14 protein-coding genes are annotated in these 19,194 nt (G+C 61.1%); 7 read left to right on the top strand and 7 right to left on the bottom strand.

The features are described 5' to 3' along the window. Positions 1-272: 272 nt before the first annotated feature. Positions 273-1,667 carry a tRNA uridine-5-carboxymethylaminomethyl(34) synthesis GTPase MnmE gene (mnmE, locus tag AC0KUR_RS35935; RefSeq protein ID WP_069245729.1) on the bottom strand — a complete coding sequence of 465 codons (1,395 nt, stop codon included), beginning with the start codon at positions 1,665-1,667 and terminating at the stop codon, positions 273-275. A 328-nt stretch (positions 1,668-1,995) separates the two neighbouring features. On the opposite strand from mnmE, the gene AC0KUR_RS35930 reads away from it, so the two are divergent. Continuing rightward, positions 1,996-2,430 carry a transcriptional regulator gene (locus tag AC0KUR_RS35930; protein ID WP_034190192.1) on the top strand — a complete coding sequence of 145 codons (435 nt, stop codon included), beginning with the start codon at positions 1,996-1,998 and terminating at the stop codon, positions 2,428-2,430. Between the two features lie 116 nt (positions 2,431-2,546). Here AC0KUR_RS35930 and yidC read toward each other — a convergent pair whose 3' ends face one another. From yidC to rpmH, 4 genes are all read right to left on the bottom strand, one after another. Then, on the bottom strand, positions 2,547-4,214 hold the full coding sequence (gene yidC / locus AC0KUR_RS35925) for a membrane protein insertase YidC (protein ID WP_034190191.1): 1,668 nt from the start codon (positions 4,212-4,214) through the stop codon (positions 2,547-2,549). An 8-nt stretch (positions 4,215-4,222) separates the two neighbouring features. After that, a complete protein-coding gene (gene yidD / locus AC0KUR_RS35920) occupies positions 4,223-4,489 on the bottom strand; it encodes a membrane protein insertion efficiency factor YidD (protein ID WP_006750110.1) in 267 nt (88 codons plus the stop codon). A gap of 75 nt (positions 4,490-4,564) precedes the next feature. Continuing rightward, a complete protein-coding gene (gene rnpA / locus AC0KUR_RS35915) occupies positions 4,565-5,026 on the bottom strand; it encodes a ribonuclease P protein component (protein ID WP_006489941.1) in 462 nt (153 codons plus the stop codon). 15 nt (positions 5,027-5,041) lie between these two features. Further along, positions 5,042-5,176, bottom strand: coding sequence for a 50S ribosomal protein L34 (gene rpmH / locus AC0KUR_RS35910; protein ID WP_004198824.1), 135 nt, complete (start codon positions 5,174-5,176; stop codon positions 5,042-5,044). Between the two features lie 421 nt (positions 5,177-5,597). Between rpmH and dnaA the strand changes: the two genes are divergently transcribed. From dnaA to AC0KUR_RS35880, 6 genes are all read left to right on the top strand, one after another. Further along, the gene (dnaA, locus tag AC0KUR_RS35905; protein WP_473377239.1) at positions 5,598-7,175 is read left to right on the top strand and encodes a chromosomal replication initiator protein DnaA; all 1,578 of its coding nucleotides are present in this window, start codon (positions 5,598-5,600) and stop codon (positions 7,173-7,175) included. Positions 7,176-7,345: 170 nt separating this feature from the next. Continuing rightward, on the top strand, positions 7,346-8,452 hold the full coding sequence (dnaN, locus tag AC0KUR_RS35900; RefSeq protein WP_006490996.1) for a DNA polymerase III subunit beta: 1,107 nt from the start codon (positions 7,346-7,348) through the stop codon (positions 8,450-8,452). A gap of 193 nt (positions 8,453-8,645) precedes the next feature. Then, positions 8,646-11,120, top strand: coding sequence for a DNA topoisomerase (ATP-hydrolyzing) subunit B (gene gyrB / locus AC0KUR_RS35895; protein WP_200089149.1), 2,475 nt, complete (start codon positions 8,646-8,648; stop codon positions 11,118-11,120). A 1,036-nt stretch (positions 11,121-12,156) separates the two neighbouring features. After that, complete coding sequence (locus tag AC0KUR_RS35890; protein WP_473377238.1) at positions 12,157-13,248, top strand: hypothetical protein; 1,092 nt, start codon at positions 12,157-12,159, stop codon at positions 13,246-13,248. Positions 13,249-13,254: 6 nt separating this feature from the next. Next, positions 13,255-13,665: a hypothetical protein gene (locus AC0KUR_RS35885; protein WP_473377237.1), complete on the top strand. Its 411-nt coding sequence runs from the start codon at positions 13,255-13,257 to the stop codon at positions 13,663-13,665. Then, positions 13,662-14,423 (top strand): hypothetical protein, encoded by a 762-nt coding sequence (locus AC0KUR_RS35880; protein WP_473377236.1) that lies wholly within the window; start codon positions 13,662-13,664, stop codon positions 14,421-14,423. The genes AC0KUR_RS35885 and AC0KUR_RS35880 overlap by 4 nt, the downstream gene beginning before the upstream one ends. 174 nt (positions 14,424-14,597) lie before the next feature. On the opposite strand, the gene AC0KUR_RS35875 is transcribed toward AC0KUR_RS35880, so the two are convergent. Together AC0KUR_RS35875 and AC0KUR_RS35870 are read right to left on the bottom strand one after the other, a co-directional pair. Beyond that, positions 14,598-17,720, bottom strand: coding sequence for a type I restriction endonuclease subunit R (locus tag AC0KUR_RS35875; protein ID WP_473377235.1), 3,123 nt, complete (start codon positions 17,718-17,720; stop codon positions 14,598-14,600). Then, entirely contained in the window at positions 17,717-18,664 is a 948-nt protein-coding gene (locus AC0KUR_RS35870; RefSeq protein ID WP_081064077.1) for a DUF4268 domain-containing protein, read from the bottom strand. Before AC0KUR_RS35870 ends, AC0KUR_RS35875 begins: the two co-directional genes overlap by 4 nt. Positions 18,665-19,194: the final 530 nt, after the last annotated feature.

Genomic DNA, 19,194 nt, shown 5'->3' with positions numbered 1-19,194 from the left:
GAGCGGCTGTATCGTGGTGCCTGACGGTGGGTACTACGGCGACGGGTATTACCACCATCATCGTCATTGGGATTGATGCTGGCGAGGATTCCGGCGCGTCGCTCGCGTAACGGCCGACGCGCCGTCGTGATCGATGCGCCGACGGTTTGATTTTCGCCCAGCGATCGGCGCGACGAGTGCAAGCACGGTGGTCGTGCAGCGTAGTGTCGTAAGCAACAGGGCGACCGAGATCGCCTGACAAGAGAGCCGCCCGTCTTGTCCCTAGCGGCCGCTCACTTCCCAATGCAGAACCTGCTGAAAATCACCCCCAGCAGATCATCCGACGTGAACTCCCCGGTAATCGAATTCAGTTGCTCCTGCGCGAGCCGCAGCTCCTCGGCAAACAGGTCGAGCGACTGAGCGCGTTGCTCCGCGTGATCCGCCGCCTGCGCCAGGTGTTCCTGCGCGGCCCGCAGCGCGATCAGATGCCGCTCGCGCGCGAGGTACACACCTTCGGCCCCTGCCTGCCACCCGGCGATCCGCAGCAGTTCCGCGCGCAGCATGTCGATGCCGTCGCCGCGCTTCGCCGACAGATGCACCTCGGTCAGGTCGCCTTCCGCCGCCGGATGCTCGACACACGCCGGCACGCCGGTCAGGTCCGTCTTGTTCAGCACGCGCACCACCGGCACGCCGCCGGGAAAGCGCGCCGCGATCACTTCGTCATCGGGCGTCATTCCCGTGCGCGAATCGAGCAGATGCAGCACGACATCCGCGCGCTCGATCTCGCTCCACGTGCGCGCGATGCCGATCCGCTCGACTTCATCCTCGGTCTCGCGCAGCCCGGCCGTATCGATGATGTGCAGCGGAATCCCCTCGACCTGGATGGTCTGCGCGACCTTGTCGCGCGTCGTCCCGGCGATCGGCGTGACGATCGCCAGCTCCGCGCCGGCCAGCGCATTCAGCAGCGACGACTTGCCGACGTTCGGCTGCCCCGCGAGCACGACCGACAGCCCTTCGCGCAGCAGCGCCCCCTGCCGCGCATCGCCGAGCACATGCGCCAGCTGCGCGCGGATCCTCGCGAGCTTGCCGCGCGCGTCGGCCGCCTCGAGGAAGTCGATCTCCTCCTCCGGAAAATCGAGCGTCGCCTCGACCAGCATCCGCAACGTGATCACGTCGTCGACGAGCGCATGGATCTGCCGCGAGAACGCCCCATCGAGCGAACGCCCCGCCGAGCGCGCCGCGGCCTCCGTGCTCGCCTCGATCAGGTCGGCGACGGCCTCGGCCTGCGCGAGGTCGAGCTTGTCGTTCAGGAACGCGCGGCGCGTGAACTCGCCCGGCTCCGCGAGCCGCAGCCCGAAACCGCGCCCGGCATCCAGGCAACGCTGCAGCAGCAGTTGCATCACGATCGGCCCGCCATGCCCCTGCAGTTCGAGCACGTGCTCGCCGGTGTACGAATGCGGCGCCGGGAAATACAGCGCAATCCCGCGGTCGAGCGGCGCGCCATGCTCGTCGAGGAACGGCACGTAGCTCGCATGGCGCGGCGCGAGCTTCTGCCCGCACAACGCGTCGATCAGCGGCAGCGCGGCCGCCTCGCCGCCGCGCCCGAACGATACGCGGACGACCCCGATGCCCCCTCGGCCGGCAGCAGTGGCGATGGCGACGATCGGATCGGAGTCGGTAGCGAGCATGGGAATCGGGGATGAGGATGAAAACGGTGCGCCCGCACAACAGTTCGGGCATCGGAACGCCGGCATTGTAGCGTGCCGGCTCACACGCGACCGGCCACCGTGCCGGATTCGAACTCGCCCGAATTTATCCCGCCGGGGATAAGCCGAGTATCAGTCCAGCGCGATGACTTTGCCATCGTTTCGGACGAGTATGCCCGCTGGAGCGCCCCAACGATTTGCCCCCAAATTTCCGCACTCCATCCGGCCAAGGTCGCGATTCGTCCGAAAGAGATACGTTTAGCTCATATGGTTGTCTGAAACGCGTCGATGGAATTGCACAATCTCCCCCATGCCGACATCCGAAGAAAAAGCCGCGTTCTCGGAACGCCTGAAATTCGCCCTGCGGCGCAGCCCGGAGAAGGTCACCGGCGCGACCGAGCTGGCGAATCGATTCAATCTGCGCCACCGCGGAACGCATCCCGTTTCGCCGCAAACCGCGCACAAGTGGCTGACGGGCCGCACGATTCCGACATCGGACAAACTCGAAACGCTCGCCGAATGGTTGCGCGTCGAAGTGCACTGGCTGCACTACGGGCCGTCGCCAAGCGTGATCGAACACCCGACGCCGCAACCGCTGCCCCGCGACGAGCGCTACCCGCCGACGCCCGAGACGATCGAACTCGCGTCGAAGATCGAGGCGCTGTCGCCGCATCAGCGCTACCTCGTGCAGGAACTGGTCGAGCAGTTCTACGGCGATCTGAAACTCGAAGCGAAGAAAGCCTGACCGGGAACGGCGCGCCGCCGTCGCCGCCGGGAAACAAAAAAGCCGCATGGTCATGAACCATGCGGCTTTTTTTGCGTGCGTCGCGGGCGGCTGGCCGCCCGCGCGTGCAACGGGCGTCAGGCAGGCTTCTTCTTGACGCCGCCGAGCTTGCGCGTGATGTAGTACTGCTGCGCGATCGACAGCACGTTGTTCACGACGTAGTACAGCACCAGGCCGGCCGGGAAGAAGAAGAACATCACCGAGAACGCGATCGGCATGAACTTCATCATCTTCGCCTGGACGGGGTCCGGCGGCGTCGGGTTCAGGCTCGTTTGCACGAACATCGACACGGCCATCAGCACCGGCAGGATGAAGAACGGATCGCGCTGCGACAGGTCGTGGATCCACAGAATCCACGGCGCGCCGCGCATTTCGACCGAGGCGAGCAGCACCCAGTACAGCGAGATGAACACCGGGATCTGGATCACGACCGGCAGGCAGCCGCCGAACGGATTGACCTTCTCGGTCTTGTACAGCTCCATCAGCGCGGCATTCATCTTCTGCGGATCGCTCTTGAAGCGTTCGCGCAGCGCCTGCATGCGCGGCGTGATTTCCTTCATGCGCGCCATCGACTTGTAGCTCGCGGCCGACAGCGGGAAGAACACGGCCTTGATCAGCACCGTCAGCAGCACGATCGCCCAGCCCCAGTTGCCGACGTAGCTGTGGATCTTCTCGAGCAGCCAGAACAGCGGCTTCGCGATGATCGTCACCCAGCCGTAGTCCTTCACGAGCTCCAGGCCCGGCGCGATGCCTTCGAGCATGCGCTCTTCTTCCGGACCGGCGAACAGGCGCGCCTGCACGTCGGCCGACTGGCCCGGCGCGATCGCGGCGACCGGCTGCTTCACGCCGACGCGGTACAGCGTCGGATCGATCTTTTCAGCGTAGATGTCGCGCTTCACGCCCTGCTGCGGAATCCACGCCGACGCGAAGTAGTGCTGCACCATCGCGACCCAGCCATTGTCGGCGGAGTTCACGAAGTCGGCCTTGTTCTTGTCGAGGTCGCTGAAGTTGATCTTCTGGAAGTGCTTCGCGTCCGTGTAGACCGCCGGCCCGAGGAACGTGTGCGAGAACATCGGCGTTTCGACGGCCGTGTTGTCGCGCACCAGTTCCATGTAGACCGTCGGCGTGACAGGCGCCGTGCCGACGTTGTCGATCTTGGTGTCGACGCCGATCACGTAGCTGCCGCGCGTGAACGTGTAGGTCTTCACGACCTTCACGCCGCCCTTCACCGGCGACTCGAACGACAGCTTCAGCGTGTTCTGGTCGCCCGTCAGCGACGTCGAGCCGGGGTTCAGCTGCGTGTAGACGTCGTTGTGGTTCGGGAAATCGCCGCCGAGCAGGCCCGTGCGCGCGAGATACGTGTGGCCGGCCGTGTGGTCGAACAGCGTGATGTACAGGTCGGGCTGCTTGCCGTCGCCCTGCTTCTTCAGCGTCAGCTTCGCGAGCGTGCCGCCGCGCGTGTCGATTTCGCCGTCGTACACGTCGGTCGAGAACTTCACGAGCTGCGCCTGCGCGGCCGGGGCCGTCGTCGTCGGTGCGGCGCCGGCCGCGGCGGCAGGCACTTCACCTGCGGTCGTCGTCGTCGCGCCCGTGCCCGATGCGCCGCCGGCCGCGGCCGCGGGGGCCGTCTGCGTGGCGCTCGGGAAGAACATCGACGGGCGTCCATGGGACCGCTGCCAGTTGTCGTACAGCATGACAGCTGACATGAAGAAGATCACCCATAGGACGGTGCGTTTGATATCCATGCGTTGTCTCAGAGTCGATGGGACCGCGCGTCGGCTTCGCCGCGAGCGCGAGTGTCGGAGTTGGGCGGCGGGACGAGGTCGATGCCGCCCGCGGAAAACGGATGGCATCGGCACACGCGCCTGACGGCGAGATACGTGCCGCGCGCGGCGCCATGATACTGGATTGCCTCGCGCGCGTAATCCGAACAGGAAGGATAAAAACGGCAACGGTTGCCGAGCATCGGGCTCACGGCAACCTTGTAGAAGCGCAGCAAGGCGATCAGTACCGTTTCCATACCTTGGGCGGCGCCGTACGACGCCGCGTCAAAACCGGCCGGGCAGGCGCGAACGCCGCACCGGGCACGGATGCGTCACTCGGACGCGGGCTTCGACGCACGGCGCGCGATTTCCCGGACTGCCCTGTCGAGCAGTTCGCGGATCTCGGCCGCGCACATCGCCGCGAGCGGGGCGGAAGCCGCGCTCGGCAGCGCTTTCTTGTCGAAGCGCGTGTGCTGCCGCAGCAGCAGGTCGTAACCGGCGAATTCGGCCCGGCGCAGGCGAAACTGATCGCGCGCCAGCCGCTTCACGAGGTTACGCGTCACCGCTCGCGGCGCATACTTCTTGCCGATGACGAGCCCCAGACGTGCAGGCTGACCGGTCGGCTTGCCGTAAATCACGAAGTGCGCGGAGCGCCGCCAGGGGCGCAAACGAAAAACGGATGAAAATTCATCCGTTTTCAGAAGTCGCGCAGCTTTCGGGAAGGCGGCTTTCGTCTGCGACGGATTCGCACCCGGCTCGACGGCACCTTCCGCAGGACTGCGGACGGCGGACACAGCGCGCAACCTGCCTTAGATGGCGAGGCGCTTGCGGCCCTTCGCGCGGCGAGCGTTGATGACCTTGCGGCCACCTGCCGTCTTCATGCGGACACGGAAGCCATGGGTGCGCTTGCGGCGCGTCACGGACGGTTGGTAAGTACGTTTCATGATGTTCTCACTTGTTCGAGAATGTCGAAATTCAGGGGACCGCGTGCCCTTAACCGGAGGCATTCGGGCGAACGCAATCGCCGGGAATACAGGATTGGTTTTCGCGGAACCCGCTATTTAAACCGTTTTTCCGTTGACGGTCAATACTTTACGAGTCGCTCGCCTGTGCCGGGCCGCTCCGATCCGGCCCCGCGCCTCACCAACACAGCCTGTGGATAAGTCCCGCTGTGGCCGCGTTTGGCGTTAGAATCTCGCCTTATCTCCAAGAATCCCGCACGCCGCCTCGGCTCGCGCCTGCCCCTCCAACACTGTGACGCAGGCGTCCGAGGCACGCTCGCACGACCGCTTCGGGCCTTGTTGCGCGACCGCGACAAGGGCGCCGGCGAGCCGCGCTGTGCACGCAAAAAACGACAGTTACTTGATGAACGATTTCTGGCAACACTGTTCCGCACTGCTGGAGCGCGAGCTGACGCCCCAGCAGTACGTGACGTGGATCAAACCCTTGGCCCCGGTGGCCTTCGATGCGTCGGCGAACACGCTGTCCATCGCCGCGCCGAACCGTTTCAAGCTGGACTGGGTCAAGAGCCAGTTTTCGGGACGGATCTCCGATCTGGCCCGGGATTTCTGGAAGGCGCCGATCGAAGTCCAGTTCGTCCTCGATCCGAAGGCCGGCATGCGCAGCGCGCCCGCCGGCAGCGCGCCGGCCGCCCCGCGCGCGCCGCTCACCCCGAACGGCCCGGCCGCGACGGTCGCCGCGATCGCCGCCAACCTGACCGCGAATGCCGCCGCCGCGCCCAGCGCGCCGGCCGACGTGCCGATGACGCCGTCGGCGGCCGCCGCGCATCACCTGAACGCCGACGACGCCGACATCGACCTGCCGAGCCTGCCCGCGCACGAAGCGGCGGCCGGCCGCCGCACGTGGCGCCCGGGCCCCGGCGCGGCCCCCGCGAACGGCGGCGAAGCCGATTCGATGTACGAACGCTCGAAGCTGAACCCGGTGCTCACGTTCGACAACTTCGTGACCGGCAAGGCCAATCAGCTCGCGCGCGCCGCCGCGATCCAGGTCGCGGACAACCCTGGCATCTCGTATAACCCGCTGTTCCTGTACGGCGGCGTCGGCCTCGGCAAGACCCACCTGATCCACGCGATCGGCAACCAGCTGCTGCTCGACAAGGCCGGCGCGCGAATCCGCTACATCCATGCGGAACAGTACGTGTCGGACGTGGTGAAGGCGTACCAGCGCAAGGCGTTCGACGACTTCAAGCGCTACTACCACTCGCTCGACCTGCTGCTGATCGACGATATCCAGTTCTTCTCCGGCAAGTCGCGCACGCAAGAGGAATTCTTCTACGCGTTCGAGGCGCTCGTCGCGAACAAGGCGCAGGTGATCATCACCAGCGACACGTATCCGAAGGAAATCTCGGGCATCGACGATCGCCTGATCTCGCGCTTCGACTCGGGCCTGACCGTCGCGATCGAGCCGCCCGAGCTGGAAATGCGCGTCGCGATCCTGATGCGCAAGGCGCAGTCGGAAGGCGTGAACCTGTCGGAGGACGTCGCGTTCTTCGTCGCGAAGCACCTGCGCTCGAACGTGCGCGAACTCGAAGGCGCGCTGCGCAAGATCCTCGCGTATTCGAAGTTCCATGGCCGCGAGATCTCGATCGAGCTGACCAAGGAAGCGCTGAAGGACCTGCTGACCGTGCAGAACCGGCAGATTTCGGTCGAGAACATCCAGAAGACCGTCGCCGACTTCTACAACATCAAGGTCGCCGACATGTATTCGAAGAAGCGCCCCGCGAACATCGCGCGGCCGCGGCAGATTGCGATGTACCTGGCGAAGGAACTCACGCAGAAGAGCCTGCCGGAAATCGGCGAGCTGTTCGGCGGGCGCGACCACACCACCGTGCTGCATGCGGTGCGCAAGATCGCCGACGAGCGCAGCAAGGACGCGCAGCTCAACCACGAGCTGCACGTGCTGGAACAGACGCTGAAGGGCTGAGCGCGCGCACCGCGCTTGATAATTCGGCCTCCGCCCCAATTTAAGGGGGGCGGTTCGGTTTTGAGGCACAATACTGGTTTGACCGCCCCGGTGGTGGCGGGCCGAGAGCCCGGCCGGCGGGGCGCTGCGAGGCTGCTGCGCTGCAGGCCGTTACTCAACGAAGGAACTCTATGCAACTGGTCAAGACCGAACGAGACACCCTCCTCAGGCCGCTGCAAACGGTCAGCGGCATCGTCGAACGCCGCCATACGTTGCCGATCCTCGCCAACCTGCTGATCACCAAGAACGGCCCGGACGTTTCATTCCTGTCGACCGACCTGGAGCTGCAGATCACCACGCGCGCCGATTTCGGCGTCGGCGGCGACCAGATCGCGACCACCGTCGCGGCCCGCAAGCTGCTCGACATCCTGCGCGCGATGCCTGACGGCCAGGTCACGCTGTCGCTCGCCGACAAGCGCCTCACCGTTCAATCGGGCAAGAGCCGCTTCGCACTGCAGACGCTCGCGGCCGACGAGTTCCCGACCGTCGCGCAGGCCAAGGATTTCGGCGCTACGCTCACCGTCCCGCAGAAGTCGTTCCGCCAGCTGCTCGGCATGGTGCACTTCGCGATGGCGCAGCAGGACATCCGCTACTACCTGAACGGCATGCTGCTCGTCGTCGACGGCGACCAGCTGATGGCCGTGGCCACCGACGGCCACCGCCTCGCGTTCTCGTCGATGAAGCTCGAAGGCGGCACGTTCGGCCGCCAGGAAGTCATCGTGCCGCGCAAGACGATTCTCGAGCTGCAGCGCCTGCTCGAGGACATCGACGACACCGTCACCATCGACATCGCGCAAACCCAGGCCAAGTTCACGTTCGGCCAGGTCGAGCTCGTGTCGAAACTCGTCGAGGGCAAGTTCCCCGACTTCCAGCGCGTGATCCCGAAGGCGCACAAGAACACGTTCGAGATCGGCCGTGAAGAACTGCAGCGTTCGCTGCAGCGCGCGGCCATTCTGACCTCGGACAAGTTCAAGGGCGTGCGCTGCATCATCGCGCCGGGCCAGCTGAAGATCATGTCGACCAACGCCGATCAGGAAGAGGCGCAGGAAGAACTCGAAATCGCCTACCAGGGCGATACCGTCGACATCGGCTTCAACGTCACGTATCTGCTCGACGTGCTCGCGAACCTGAAGGTCGACACCGTGCAGGTGAGCCTCGGCGACGCCAGCTCGAGCGCGCTGATCACCGTGCCCGAGAACGACGAGTTCAAGTATGTCGTGATGCCGATGCGCATCTGACGCGCACGACATCAAGACACACACCAGGGGGCGGCAAGCCCCTTTGGCGTTTTTATGGCGAACCGACAACCCGCCCTTTCGGTGCCTGACCGGCACCGTGGATGGGCCAGGAAACTGGAGCGGCCCGGCGATTTCCTTCGCTGAAACGCACCGCGCCGCCACTAGAGTGGCCTCGCAGAACCGGAAGATATCCATGAGTGAACAGCACAATTCGCAACCCGATAACAGCAGCTACGGCGCCTCGTCGATCCAGATCCTCGAAGGTCTGGAAGCGGTGCGCAAGCGCCCCGGGATGTACATCGGCGACACGTCGGACGGCACCGGTCTGCACCACCTCGTGTTCGAGGTGCTCGACAACTCGATCGACGAAGCGCTGGCCGGGTACTGCAACGACATCCACGTGACGATTCACGCCGACAACTCGATTTCCGTGACCGACAACGGCCGCGGGATTCCGACCGACGTGAAGATGAACGACAAGCACGAACCGAAGCGCAGTGCCGCCGAGATCGTGATGACCGAGCTGCACGCCGGCGGCAAGTTCGACCAGAACAGCTACAAGGTGTCGGGCGGCCTGCACGGCGTGGGTGTGTCGTGCGTGAACGCGCTGTCGAGCTGGCTGCGCCTCACCGTGCGGCGCGACGGCAAGAAGCGCTTCATGGAATTCCACCGCGGCGTCGCGCAGGATCGCGTGATCGAGGTGGTGGACGGCGTGGAAGTGTCGCCGATGCTCGTGACCGGCGACACCGAGAACCGCGGCACCGAAGTGCATTTCATGGCCGATCCGACGATTTTCGGCACGGTCGAGTATCACTACGACATCCTCGCGAAGCGGATGCGCGAGCTTTCGTTCCTGAACAACGGCGTGCGGATTCGTCTCACGGACCTGCGTTCGGGCAAGGAAGACGATTTCGCGTTCGCCGGCGGGGTGAAGGGCTTCGTCGAGTACATCAACAAGACGAAGACCAACCTGCACCCGACGGTGTTCTTCGCGAACGGCGAGAAGGATGGCGTGGGCGTCGAAGTCGCGATGCAGTGGAACGACAGCTACAACGAAAACGTGCTGTGCTTCACGAACAACATTCCGCAGCGCGACGGCGGCACGCACCTGACCGGCCTGCGGGCCGCGATGACGCGCGTCATCAACAAGTACATCACCGACAACGAAATCGCGAAGAAGGCGAAGGTCGAGACGACCGGCGACGACATGCGCGAAGGGCTGTCGTGCGTGCTGTCCGTGAAGGTGCCGGAGCCGAAGTTCAGCTCGCAGACGAAGGACAAGTTGGTTTCTTCTGAGGTTCGTGCGCCGGTTGAAGAGGTTGTGGCGAAGGCGCTGGAAGAATTCCTTTTGGAAACGCCGATCGACGCGAAGATCATCTGCGGGAAGATCGTGGAGGCTGCTCGGGCGCGGGATGCTGCGCGGAAGGCGCGTGAGATGACACGCCGCAAGGGCGTGCTCGACGGCGTCGGCCTGCCGGGCAAGCTCGCGGACTGCCAGGAGAAAGACCCGGCTAAGTGCGAAATCTACATCGTCGAGGGTGACTCGGCAGGCGGCTCGGCCAAGCAAGGGCGTGATCGCAAGTTCCAGGCGATTCTGCCGCTGCGCGGCAAGGTGCTGAACGTCGAGAAGGCACGCTACGACAAGCTGCTGTCGTCGGAGCAGATCGTCACGCTCGTGACGGCGCTTGGGTGCGGGATCGGCAAGGACGATTACAACCTCGAGAAGCTCCGCTATCACCGCATCATCATCATGACCGACGCGGACGTCGACGGTGCGCACATCCGGACGCTGCTGCTCACGTTCCTGTATCGCCAGATGCCGGACATGATCGAGCGCGGGTACGTGTATATCGCGCAGCCGCCGCTTTACAAGATCAAGGCGGGCAAGGACGAGCGGTATCTGAAGGATGACGTGGAGCTCAACGCGCACATGCTGCGGTTGGCGCTGCAAGGGTCGGAGCTGGTGCCGGGTGAGAATGCGGCTGCGATTTCGGGCGATGCGCTTGGGGAGCTGGCACGGTCGTATCTGCTGTCGCAGAGCGTGATCGAGCGGTTGAGCCGGTTGTATGACCCGGCCGCGCTGGAAGCGGTCATGGATGGGGTGGTGATCGATCTCTCCAGCGAGGCTTCGACTGAGGCTTCGGCGAAGGCGCTTCATGCGGCGTTGCATGACGAGGCTTTGAAGAACGAAGTTCGTGTGGTGCCTTCGTATGACCCGGTTCGCGAACAACGTGCGCTGCATGTCGAGCGCACGCACCACGGCAACGTGCGGGTCTCGGTCATCGACCAGGAATTCCAGCACACGGCGGATTATCAGCAGCTCGTGACCACCGCGAATACGTTCAAGGGGCTTATTGGGGAAGGTGCGGTCATCAAGCGCGGTGAGCGCAGCATGGCCGTGGCGGACTTCAAGAGCGCAATGAAGTGGCTGCTGGCGGATGCTGAGCGGAACGTTTCGAAGCAACGCTACAAGGGCCTTGGCGAGATGAACCCTGAGCAGCTGTGGGAAACGACGATGGATCCGGCTGTGCGGCGTCTGCTGCGTGTGCAGATCGAAGACGCAATTGCTGCAGACGGGATCTTTACTACCCTCATGGGGGATGACGTCGAGCCGCGGCGGGCGTTTATCGAGTCGAACGCGTTGCGGGCGGGGAATATTGACGTTTGATTTTTCTGTAGCGTGACCCATAAGGTGAGATTTTGGGAACCATCCACTGAGACATGTATTACTGACTGAGTCCCGATAGCTCGGACTTCTGGTGCTTAGCCTAACGCTACTCTGCACATAACTGCGGCCGCCTCATTGAGGCGGCCGTCGTTTTTTTCAACTGCAACATCACTCGTTGGCGTTTCATCCGGATACCGTCCTGAGTGGCTTAGATTTAGATTCGACGGGCGGTACAGAACGCTCGAAGACCTATGGATTCACGCGGAGCCGGACTTCAGGTTCCTTCGTCTACGGTATCACGCACCTGCACGTAGGAAGGAACCTGGTCCAGCTAACTTCATCATGCCTGAGCCCATTAGTGCGAGCCCAGCGTGGATGACAGGCACATACCCACCGCCTCATCCATTTGCCATCGATAAGATGCGGTGTGCGTTTCCACGAGAGCTCGCGCCGGGGGTTTAACATAGGCGTATGTATGGCACGTCTCGCTTTTGGCGAAGCCCCTCAGTCCGACGTAATAGCTCCATGGCCTGTTGAAGGCTTCCAACGCAGACCGATATCGTGCCAAGTACCCGCGAGCGGATAGACACGGGCCTATTTTTGTCGATAAACACCTCGATGACCAAGTGCGCATATAGCCAGGTTACGTCGGGACCGTGGGCTTTGTGACAGACGGATAGCAGAGGGTAGTCCCCTGCGTGAACGTCGATAATGGTCGCCAAATCTACAACTGTGGCGTCAAATTCGGATGAGTGCGATAGCGTTGTCATAAGGAGCGTGTTGTGACAAGTCTTATCGTATAGTCGCCAATTGCGCGCATGACTTTTTGGGCGCATATAGGGACAACCTGACCCGCTCAATAGTTTGGTGCCCCCTTTCCAAGGCGCTCCACCGCGGAATCGATGCTCCCGTTCTAGGGCGAACCACTGTTCGCCAATCTGACGATTGTTCTACAATACCGCGTCGCTCCACCCCGTAATAGGGTGCACGAGAGTCACGCGACAACCTATCGAACAAAACTATCGAGACCGAAGAAATGGCCGGGGCAAGCGCACTCACGCATACAAATACTTTGGTGGCAAAATCTGACGCCATAATCGGCGCTATGCGCAATCGATGCCGTTGGCCGAAGGTTCGAGCAGCGCTGAAAAAGGCAAACCTTCCCACGGGACTGGGATGGACTGAACTCGAGGGGGCCGCCTGCGATAAGCACGGTAACGGGCCGAAGTTGCGTCAGTTCCTGGCGGACTATTACAGAGAACACATGATAGCCGGCGACCGGTACGTTCAGCTTTACGACCTGCCTGACAGCGCCAAGACGGCGTTGCTCGCGACGCTGAAGGGGGCAACCGTCCCAGCATCTGTGTTTTCGGCATCATACCCGCTACCTTTGCCTTCGCAGCAACTTCTGACTGCGCCGTCAGACTCGACGCTGGTCGAAGTGCGCTCGTTAGGAAATGATGAATATGCGCTCGTTTACTGTTCTGTCCGCACCTATGACGACCGCATAAAGTATGAGTACAGCCAGCTTCCCTCGCAGGTTCAACAGACCTACAAGGGAATTGACGAACTCATCACGGTCAAGAAGGTTCATTTCCAAGCCTTCGACGTCGCGATTATCCGCCCGGGTCTGCAGCGAATTGAGATTTGCATCGACCAGCCTGCGAAAGGTGTTCGCGGCTTTCTTGGGACGGCAGTTCTCAGCGTATTCGGCACGCTTTGCAACAACATTCCCGTGCTCAAGCAGGCATGGGAAACTGAACCCTATAACGTCTTCCCGGCAATAGGCGGAATTTATTTCACGCAAGGTGAAGGCACCGTACGTGCATTATCGTTTCGTACTCTTACGGGCTCGCGCAAGCATGAAAAAATGATTAAATCGGATGACGACCTGCGCTCCGAGAAATTCCATCACGCCGGTGCTCGAGCTGTCGAACAAAAGCTCAAACCCTACGAGTTGGCGGTAGACTGGGACTCAAAAATCCCGGTTGGACAAGTTGAGGTGGAAATGAAGGCACTGATTCGCGAGGTGTCAAACCCGCTACCGCGCCTGGAAGGTTTCTATGTTTCCGCCGACTCGGTACCGCTCATCGCGGTCGGCATAAACAAAGTCCTGAAGTATCTCTGACCATCCATGGTTCCTGCGAACAAGGCCGAAGCGTTGGCTGGACTTGCAAGCGTCTGGGGCGACCGCCCCGAGACGCAGGTCGGTCACGTCATTCTCGACTTGGTGGCCGAGAACCTCGACTGCAGGTTTCTTCCCCTATCGGCGTTCTTCGAAGCGACCAATAGCGTACGTTCAGACCAGCAACTTACAGTGCTGAACGTTGTGCATTTCTTCGCAGGCGCGGGTGTTCAACTCCTGACACTGCAGCTCGAATACATTGATGACGACGAGGTCATCCTGCTGGACGACGACGCAGCAAAGGCCGCATCCGAGCACAACATCAATCCAATCACGGGAGAACGGGATAGCGAGTTAAGCACTAAGCTTTTCATTTGCTACGCACCGTCGGACATCGCACGGAGGGCCTTAAGGAAATGAACGGGCTGCCTAACGTGTCGCTCAATGACTTTATGCTCATGGTCAAGGACAATCCCGTCCATCGGAATATGGTCCGGCAGCACTTCGTCAAAACGTATGAAGAGTTCATCGACATCTTCAACGAGATGTTGGACTATGCAATCACGAGGCTCGAGGAGAATCCTCAGCATCATCAGAAAGACAATGAAGATGCTTTGACTGAAAAGCTCGTCACGTCGCTACAGATGGCCGGCTACGACGCAACTCATGGCACCTCCGGCGGCGGAAGCAAGGACCTGACGGTTAGATGGAAAAATCCGCAGTGGACGTGGATTGGCGAAGCAAAGAAGTACAAGAGCCTGGCCGATGTGCGCGAGGGCTTTTTGCAACTGACCACGCGTTACCGCACCGCCAATCCTTTGTTCACGCGCGGGGCTCTAATTGCGTACACTTTGCGTCCAAAGGCTGCGACCTTACTTAAGGAATGGATACAAGAAGCTGCGAACGTGGCGGCAGGCACGAAAGTGCCACTGGATAACTTTCGCATCGAAGACTGCCCTCTCCGTCCCAAGCTGGCGTACATCTCCTTCCATGACCATGTCGCCACTGGCTTGCCCTGCCAGATTCGACACATGGCGGTGGTTTTGTACCATCTGCCCGAAGACAAGAGCGGCCGCACCGCGCAAAAGTACAAGCGCGACGGTGATGCAGGTAACGACCAATCCGCAGACCCGTCTCAGCCGGTCGGAACGACGGGTGGTGCCGCAGCGGCTGCGTAACGCGACGACAAACTAGTCTTCAGTTACCGTCGCAATTGACCTCTGGTACACCTCTGCCCGAGGCACGCCAAGATTTCCTGCACGACACGCACAATATCGAAGTCGACTCATTCCAGCAGGACCTAGAATCCGAAGGGCCGCAATTCAGGAGTTGCAGTGGTCCGCGGTTGCTCTCTATGCTCCAACCCAAGCTAATGAAAGCGATTCCGCCTGCGACAGGACAGTATCCGTTGCCTCCTCTTGCCGGTCCGGTGGGTACTTATAGCGCTTGAGCAGCGTCTTCACCATCACACGCAGCCTTGCACGCACGGTTTCCCGCTTCGACCAATCGACCGTGACCGAGCCCCGCAACTTCACGACCAGCTCAACTGCGATTTTCTTAAGCGTGTCATCGCCTAGCTCGCGCACAGCGGCTTCGTTGGTCGCAAGGGCATCATAGAACGCCATCTCGTCGGGGCTCAGGCCTAACTCCATACCGCGCTGAGCCTCAACCTGGAACTTCTTCGCCATCGCAATCAGTTCCTCGATGACCTGGGCAGTCTCCACGGCACGGTTGCGGTAACGCGTCAGGCTCTGTTGCAGTAGTTCCGAGAACTTCGCGCTCTGCACAACATTGGTCTTGAAACGCGACTTGATTTGGTCTCTTAGCAGGCGCTCCAGCAGCTCGACAGCCAGGTTGCGTTGCTGCATGTGGCGCACATCCTCGAGAAAGCCATCCGAGAGCACGCTGATGTCGGGACGCTTCAGGCCTGCCGCAGAAAAGACGTCGATGACCTGGTCGCTGACCACGGCCCGGCTAATAATTTGCCGCAGCGCATGTTCCTTCTGCTCGTCGGTCAACGCCTTGTCAGCGCCGTCATGCTTGATAAGCGCGGCCTTCACGGCTTGCAGGAAGGCTAGCTCGTCACGATACGCAAGCGCTTCCGCGAGCGTGCAGCACAACGCGAATGCTTTGCTCGCTGCAAGCACCGTGTCGGCAAAGCGCTTCTTGCCGTCGTCCTGACCGAGCACATGGTTCGCCACAGCGGGTAGCAGTTGCCACGCCTGCGAACGGAACGCTGCGTAATCGACGCCGTGCAGCATGTTGTGCAGCACGTCTATCTTTTCGGCCAGGACTGCCAAGGCTTCGCGCGCGTCGATGGTCGGTCGGCCACGTCCACGGGCCTGAGTGTAGGTCGCGAGGGCAGCTTTCAGCTCGTTCGCGATGCCGATATAGTCGACTACCAAACCGCCGGGTTTGTCTTTGAAAACCCGATTCACGCGGGCGATGGCCTGCATCAGGCTGTGGCCGCGCATCGGCTTGTCGATGTACATGGTGTGCATACACGGTGCATCAAAGCCGGTGAGCCACATGTCGCGGACAATGACGAACTTAAAAGGGTCTGATGGGTCCTTGAAGCGCTTTTCGAGGTCGTCGCGCACCTTCTTCGAGTAGATATGCGGCTTGAGCATCGCCTTGTCGGACGCCGAACCGGTCATCACTATCTTAATGGCACCCTGTGTGGAGTCGTCGCTGTGCCATTCCGGGCGAAGTTGGGTAATCGCGTTGTACAGATGCACGCAGATGTCGCGGCTCATCGCGACAATCATTGCCTTGCCGTCCATGACGGACTGGCGGTTCTCAAAGTGGCTGACGATGTCGGCGGCGACTTTCTGGATACGCGGCGGCGCGCCGACGATTTTCTCCAGAGCAGCCCAGCGGCGCAGCGTCGCAACCTTGGCCTCGTCGTTCTCCTCGTCCTCGGTCAGCTCGTCCACCTCGTCATCGAGAATGCTCGCGTCTCCCTCTTTCAGCTCCAGGCTGGCGAGGCGGCTTTCGTAGTAGATGGGTACGGTAGCGCCATCCTTTACCGCCTGCTCAATGTCATAGATATGGACGTAGTCGCCAAACACGGCGCGCGTGTCACGGTCATCGAGTGATACTGGCGTGCCAGTGAAGGCGACGAAAGTGGCTTCGGGCAGCGCGTCGCGCAGATATTGCGCATAACCATAGCGAACGGCCGTGCTTTCGCCCTTGCAGTCCGTAATTGGTAGGCGGGCGTCAAAACCATACTGGCTGCGGTGAGCCTCGTCGCAAATCACAACAATATTGCGGCGGCTGGACAGCACGGGGAACGTGTCTTCGTCCGTCCCGGGCGTGAACTTCTGGATGGTCGTGAAGATGATTCCGCCGGACGGGCGATTTGCCAGTAGACGGCGCAGTTCAGGCCGGGTGTCGGCCTGTACCGGGGTTTCACGCAGCAGCTCCTTCGCACCAGCAAAGACCCCGAATAGCTGGTTGTCGAGGTCATTGCGGTCTGTCACGACCACGAGCGTTGGGTTACCCATGTCTTCGTGGGCCATCAGCGCACCAGCCAAGCAAGTCATCTCGATGCTCTTGCCCGCGCCCTGCGTATGCCAGACCACGCCGCCCTTGCGCGAACCTCCTGGGGCTGAGGCTTGCAGTACGCTTTGCACGACCGCGCGTACGGCGTGGAACTGGTGATAGGCAGCGACTTTCTTGATGAGCTGGCCGTCGTCCTCGAACAGGATGAAGTGGCGCAGGTATTCGAGCAGGTAGTCGCGCCGGAACAGGCCCCGCGTCAAGGTTTCCAGCTCACGCATCGCGCCAAGCGGGTCGATTTCATTGCCGTCAATGGTGCACCAGGCCAGGAAGCGTTCCTTGTTCGATGTGAGCGAGCCCATACGGGCCGTGGTGCCGTCCGAAATGACTTCAAGCACGTTGGCATTGAACAGGTCGGGGATGTCTTGATGGTAGGTCTGAAGCTGGTTCCAGGCAGCCCAGATGTCGGCGTTCTCATCGCCGGGATTTTTCAGCTCGACCACGACAATCGGCAGGCCGTTGAGGTACAGCACGACATCGGGACGGCGAAGCTGCTTTGGCCCCTGAAATGCGAGCTGGTTGACGGCGAGCCAGTCGTTCGCGGCGATGTCTGTAAAATCGACCAGGCGCACGCGGTCGCCGCGCGTTTCACCGTCTTTCTGGAACTCAACCGGCACGCCGTCCACAAGCCAGCGGTAGAGCTGGCGATTCGCGTTGACGTGGCCGGGTGTGTTCGGATTTAGCGCACGGCGCAGCGCGTCGTCGCGGGCGACGGCGGGAATTTGCGGGTTCAGCTTGGCAATGGCAGCAGCCAGGCGGTGACGCAATGCCACGTCGCGATAGCTGTTGCGTTCCGTGCCCGGAGTCTTGGCGTCCGGGGGGGATACGTCGGGGCCGTGGGCGGTCTGCCAGCCCAAATTGGCCAGCCATTCAAGCATCGCCTGTTCGACAGCATCCTCGCTGATACCGCTCATGCAAGTCCCCGGATAAGTGGCCGGAACACCCGGTCAAGTTTTTCTCCACGCTCAGCGAACCACGCGAAATACTCCGGCCAACGCGCTTCATCTGATAATGATGAATCGGTTCGTGCGACCCCGATGCGGCATGCGTGTGAATCTGGCGATTCATCCCAGTCCGGCTCAAATCCAAGCTGTTGTTGGATTTCAATTTTGCGCTGCTCCAACTGCTGAAAATAAGCTTTCGACTGTTCGTGCCTGATATAGATGGAAATTGCGAGCTTATTTTCCCGCACATTGACAGTCGCGCTGAGCTCGAAGCCGCCGCGACCGATGGAGGTATTGAGCCAGTGCTGTGGACGCGGCGTATGAGGGCGAAGCGCAGAATGCTTGTTCTGAAGGTAAGTCACGTACCCCTGCCAAAACAGCAACTGCATTTGCTTAACTGGAGTCGCTGTAGTGGCTGCCCGAGCAATCTCGCGACCTGACTTACTCCAATCGTTCGGCTTGACCACTACATTGAAACTAGGCGCCAGTGGTGATTCGGCAATTCGCCACAACTCGATTTCGGCCGCAAAGAAATTCAGGTTGCCCGTTGTGTTCTGGTTCAGAAATTCCAGTGCGGCCAAATGCTCTGGTCTGAATGACTCGGCAACCCATATCACCTTCTTCGCACCCACGCCGGCCGCATATGTGACAACTTGACCAAGATGCTTATGGTCGGTGGGTTCGAGCTGATTTTCGATTATTATTTCACCGTCGTCATCCGAACAAAGGATATCGACCTTAAAATCGCCGACTGGATGTTCGATTGCAACCAGTTCGATTTCAGTAATCCCTAGCGCCTGCGCCAAAAGCTGTAAGTTATCGTCCAGTGCCAGCCATGGTGTAAACTCGCCCGCTTCGTGCCTCCAGGCTTCCCGCAAGTTGACGCGTTCTAGACGGGCAAGAGCTGTTTTCATGCAACTGCCTCGTTCAGTTGGGCCTCGGCTTCGGGGATGCGTAGTTTACCTGAGATTAGGCGAGGCAGTAGCGCGTCACGTAGGCAGGCCAGGCAGTCCATTGCTCCCATATTAGCGAATATCCGGTCAAATAGTGGGTTCAGAATATCGTTAAATGCCTTAACACAACATTCATCTGGCAGAACAACTGTGTAAGCGCCCACATCATGCCAGCTTGTACGAGGCATTCGAGCACCGTTAGATAATCGCGTAGTATGTGCAATTAGCTCGTCACTCGAAGCATGCATTGCAACGTAGCCCAGCCAATTCATTTCACGAGGCCGGATGACCAAGATATCCGTCGAGCACACCCCTTTGCAAGGTGCTATGCCAACTTTGTGGAAATAAGGGCGAAGTTTTCCGAAGAGAATATCCCGGTGCGGATTTCGGTGATGGTGATCAGCCGTTTCGGCGAACGTGATCAGTTTGGAAGGTGGTGTTGCGCGGTCAATGGATTATAGCGAAGGTGATCACGATCAGGATGCGGAGGA

The organism is Burkholderia sp. YHN3-13 (assembly GCF_055810675.1).
This window is presented reverse-complemented; position numbering and strand designations above follow the sequence as displayed.

What these genes read in the sequence shown, in the direction of transcription:
- dnaN (WP_006490996.1), top strand. Translation starts at nt 7,346, where the DNA reads ATGCAACTGGTCAAGACCGAACGAGACACCCTCCTCAGGCCGCTGCAA.
- AC0KUR_RS35875 (WP_473377235.1), bottom strand. Translation starts at nt 17,720, where the DNA reads ATGAGCGGTATCAGCGAGGATGCTGTCGAACAGGCGATGCTTGAATGG.
- AC0KUR_RS35930 (WP_034190192.1), top strand. Translation starts at nt 1,996, where the DNA reads ATGCCGACATCCGAAGAAAAAGCCGCGTTCTCGGAACGCCTGAAATTC.
- AC0KUR_RS35880 (WP_473377236.1), top strand. Translation starts at nt 13,662, where the DNA reads ATGAACGGGCTGCCTAACGTGTCGCTCAATGACTTTATGCTCATGGTC.
- gyrB (WP_200089149.1), top strand. Translation starts at nt 8,646, where the DNA reads ATGAGTGAACAGCACAATTCGCAACCCGATAACAGCAGCTACGGCGCC.
- AC0KUR_RS35885 (WP_473377237.1), top strand. Translation starts at nt 13,255, where the DNA reads ATGGTTCCTGCGAACAAGGCCGAAGCGTTGGCTGGACTTGCAAGCGTC.
- yidC (WP_034190191.1), bottom strand. Translation starts at nt 4,214, where the DNA reads ATGGATATCAAACGCACCGTCCTATGGGTGATCTTCTTCATGTCAGCT.
- mnmE (WP_069245729.1), bottom strand. Translation starts at nt 1,667, where the DNA reads ATGCTCGCTACCGACTCCGATCCGATCGTCGCCATCGCCACTGCTGCC.
- rpmH (WP_004198824.1), bottom strand. Translation starts at nt 5,176, where the DNA reads ATGAAACGTACTTACCAACCGTCCGTGACGCGCCGCAAGCGCACCCAT.
- yidD (WP_006750110.1), bottom strand. Translation starts at nt 4,489, where the DNA reads ATGGAAACGGTACTGATCGCCTTGCTGCGCTTCTACAAGGTTGCCGTG.
- AC0KUR_RS35870 (WP_081064077.1), bottom strand. Translation starts at nt 18,664, where the DNA reads ATGAAAACAGCTCTTGCCCGTCTAGAACGCGTCAACTTGCGGGAAGCC.
- AC0KUR_RS35890 (WP_473377238.1), top strand. Translation starts at nt 12,157, where the DNA reads ATGGCCGGGGCAAGCGCACTCACGCATACAAATACTTTGGTGGCAAAA.
- dnaA (WP_473377239.1), top strand. Translation starts at nt 5,598, where the DNA reads ATGAACGATTTCTGGCAACACTGTTCCGCACTGCTGGAGCGCGAGCTG.